Annotated in this window: 3 protein-coding genes; all 3 read left to right on the top strand. The window is 63.0% G+C overall.

The window, feature by feature from the left end:
- Nucleotides 1-408 (top strand): transposase (locus VMT30_02630; GenBank protein HVQ43837.1); only part of this gene is annotated, 408 nt, incomplete at its 5' end.
- Nucleotides 405-758, top strand: coding sequence for an IS66 family insertion sequence element accessory protein TnpB (gene tnpB / locus VMT30_02625; protein ID HVQ43836.1), 354 nt, complete (start codon nt 405-407; stop codon nt 756-758). The genes VMT30_02630 and tnpB, both read left to right, overlap by 4 nt.
- 70 nt (nt 759-828) lie before the next feature.
- Nucleotides 829-2,421, top strand: a complete 1,593-nt coding sequence (locus VMT30_02620; GenBank protein ID HVQ43835.1) for an IS66 family transposase — start codon at nt 829-831, stop codon at nt 2,419-2,421.
- The last annotated feature ends 378 nt before the right edge of the window (nt 2,422-2,799 follow it).

Below are 2,799 nucleotides of genomic sequence, written 5' to 3'. Positions count from 1 at the left end.
GACCATATAGATGACGCTTCGGAGCCGCGGGGTCGAGTCGATATCCGTGTCGGGGTGGGGCGCCGGCGTCGCTGGAGCGTCGCGACCAAGGGGCGGATCGTCGCGGAATCATATGCGCCCGGCGCGGTGGTGTCGGAGGTAGCGCGCCGACACGACATGTCGCCGCAGCATCTGTTTGGTTGGCGCAAGGCGGCGCGGGCCGGTTTGCTGACGTTGCCGGCCGACGAGGTGCCGATGTTTGTACCGATCGTGAGGGAAGCCCGTGACGACGGTGTTGCCGCGGCGGTGGGCGTAACGGTCTCCGGGGTGATTACCATCGAGATTGCCGGCGCGGTGGTTCGCGCGGAACGAGGCGTTGATCTCGGCTGGCTGCGGGATGTGCTGCGTGCCGTGAAGGCGGCGACATGATCGCGGTTGCGGCTGGGGTGAAGGTGCTGGTGGCCACGAAGCCCGTGGACTTCCGCAAGGGCGCGGATGGCCTTGTGGCTCTGGTCCGTGAGGCGCTGGGGCACGACCCGTTCTCGGAAACGATCTTCATCTTCCGGTCGAAGCGGGCTGATCGGCTTAAGGTTCTGGCGTGGGACGGTTCGGGGCTAGTTCTGTTCTGGAAACGGCTGGAGCATGGCGCCTTCAGGTGGCCACCGGTGAGTGAAGGCGTGATGCGGCTGACGGCGCCGCAACTTGCGGCACTCGTTGACGGGATGGATTGGTCGCGTCTGCACGCACGGGATGTTGCGCGGCCGATAGCGACCTCGTGAGAGCTGCGACTTATTGAATCAAGATTGCGTGTTGGATATCAAAACATGCACGAATCTGATTCAAGTATCGATGATGCCGATCGATGCCCTCCCGGATGATCTCGACGTCTTGCGGGCGCTGGTGAGCTGTTTGTCGAGCGAGCGCGACGCGGCGATTGAAGAATGCCGGCGCGTGAGGGAGCAGAACGATCGGCTTCACCACCTCTTGAGGCAGCTTCAGCGCGCGCAGTTTGGGCGGCGGTCCGAACGGCTTGATCACGAGCAGATGCAATTGGCGTTGGAGGATATCGAGACGACGATCGCCGAGCAGGATGCGCAAGAGGACAAGAAAGACACGGCGGAAACCCCGGCCGATGCCCAGAGGAAGAAACGGTGCGCCAACCGCGGATCGCTGCCGGCCCATCTTCCCCGCATCCACGTCACGCTCGCACCCGAGATTGCCGCGTGTCCATGCTGTCATGGCGTAATGCACGTCATCGGGGAGGACACCGCCGAGCGTCTCGACGTCATCCCCGCCCAATATCGGGTGATCGTGACGCATCGTCCCCAATACGCCTGCCGGACCTGCGAACAGGGCGTGGTCCAGGCACCAGCGCTGGAACGGCTGATCAAGGGCGGGCTGCCGACCGAGGCGATGGTGGCCTCTATCCTGGTTGCCAAATATGCTTGGCATTTGCCGCTCTATCGCCAAGCCCAGATGTTGCTGAGCCAAGGCATCACGATCGAACGCGCGACGCTGGCATTCTGGGTGGGCTATGCGGCCGCGGAGCTCAAGCCGCTGTATCTTCGGCTGCGGGAACTCATTCTGGGCTCGGCCAAGATCGCGGTCGACGAGACGGTGGCGCCGGTGCTCGATCCGGGCCGCGGACGCACAAAGAAAGGGTACTTCTGGGCGATCGCCCGCGACGATCGGCCCTGGGGCGGGATCGATCCGCCTGCCGTCGCCTACACGTATGCGCCGGGCCGCGGTGCGGTCCACGGGCTGAAGCTGCTTGAGAGCTATCGCGGCATCGTTCAGTGCGACGGCTACGCGGCCTACAAGACCATTGCCGATGACGCACGGACCGGCGATGCGATCACGCTCGCCTTTTGTTGGGTTCATCTGAGAAGACAGTTCTTCGATATCGCAAAGGGCGGTTCGGCGCCGATCGCGAGCGAAGGTCTGGACCGCATCGCCGCGCTCTATGCGATCGAGAAGATGATCCGTGGCAAAAGCGCCGATGAGCGCCGCGCCGTGCGCCAGGAAAAGAGCAAACCACTCGTGCTGGCGCTCAAAACCTGGCTCGAACAGCAGCTCGCGCGCGTCTCGACGAAGTCCGTCATTGCCGAAGTCATCCGCTACGGCCTGAACCATTGGGATGGGCTCGTTCGCTTCCTCGACGACGGTCGCATCGAACTCGACACCAACATCGTGGAAAGAAGTATCCGTCCGATTGTGCTCAATCGGAAAAACGCGCTGTTCGCTGGCCACGATCAAGGGGCCGAGAACTGGGCGGCCATCGCCTCACTTGTCGAGACCTGCAAACTGTATGGTGTCGATCCGCAAGCCTACTTCGCCGACGTGCTCACAAAGCTCGTCAATCTCTGGCCTGCATCGCGCCTCGACGAGCTCATGCCTTGGGGTTGGGCAGCACAGCGTTCCGCCGATCGCCTCGCGGCGTAATCACGAGGGCGACTCGCGTTCGCGCTCAATCCAACGAAAAAATCAAGCCATCGGAACAGTGGGATCGGAGAATCGCTTACGTTGCAGTTCTCGGGAGTGGGTTTCTGTTCCTTTGGCCACTGAGGGGCCTTTAAGAACGGCTGCCGCCCCGACTGCCAACGAGCTTTGCGGCCCCGTTGCGCCCAGCGGTGCCTGCACCGTGGAGTGCGCTTATGCGCATTCGTGGCCTCCGATAGCTAGGCGGCCAGCTCCGTGCATCGTTGAAAGTTCCGCGTCGAGTTGATTCACGAAGGGCCGCCGTCGTCGACATTCCTGCGGGACAACTCGACTTGGCGCTGAGCCAGCAGAGCCCGAGCCGTTCCATCAGCTTCGCCGCGA

This window comes from Candidatus Saccharimonadia bacterium, assembly GCA_035544015.1.
Classification (GTDB): Bacteria; Patescibacteriota; Saccharimonadia; order UBA4664; family UBA4664; genus UBA5169.
This window is presented reverse-complemented; position numbering and strand designations above follow the sequence as displayed.

Excerpts from the sequence above, each read along its gene's own strand:
- tnpB (HVQ43836.1), top strand. The coding sequence starts at position 405 with ATGATCGCGGTTGCGGCTGGGGTGAAGGTGCTGGTGGCCACGAAGCCC.
- VMT30_02620 (HVQ43835.1), top strand. The coding sequence starts at position 829 with ATGATGCCGATCGATGCCCTCCCGGATGATCTCGACGTCTTGCGGGCG.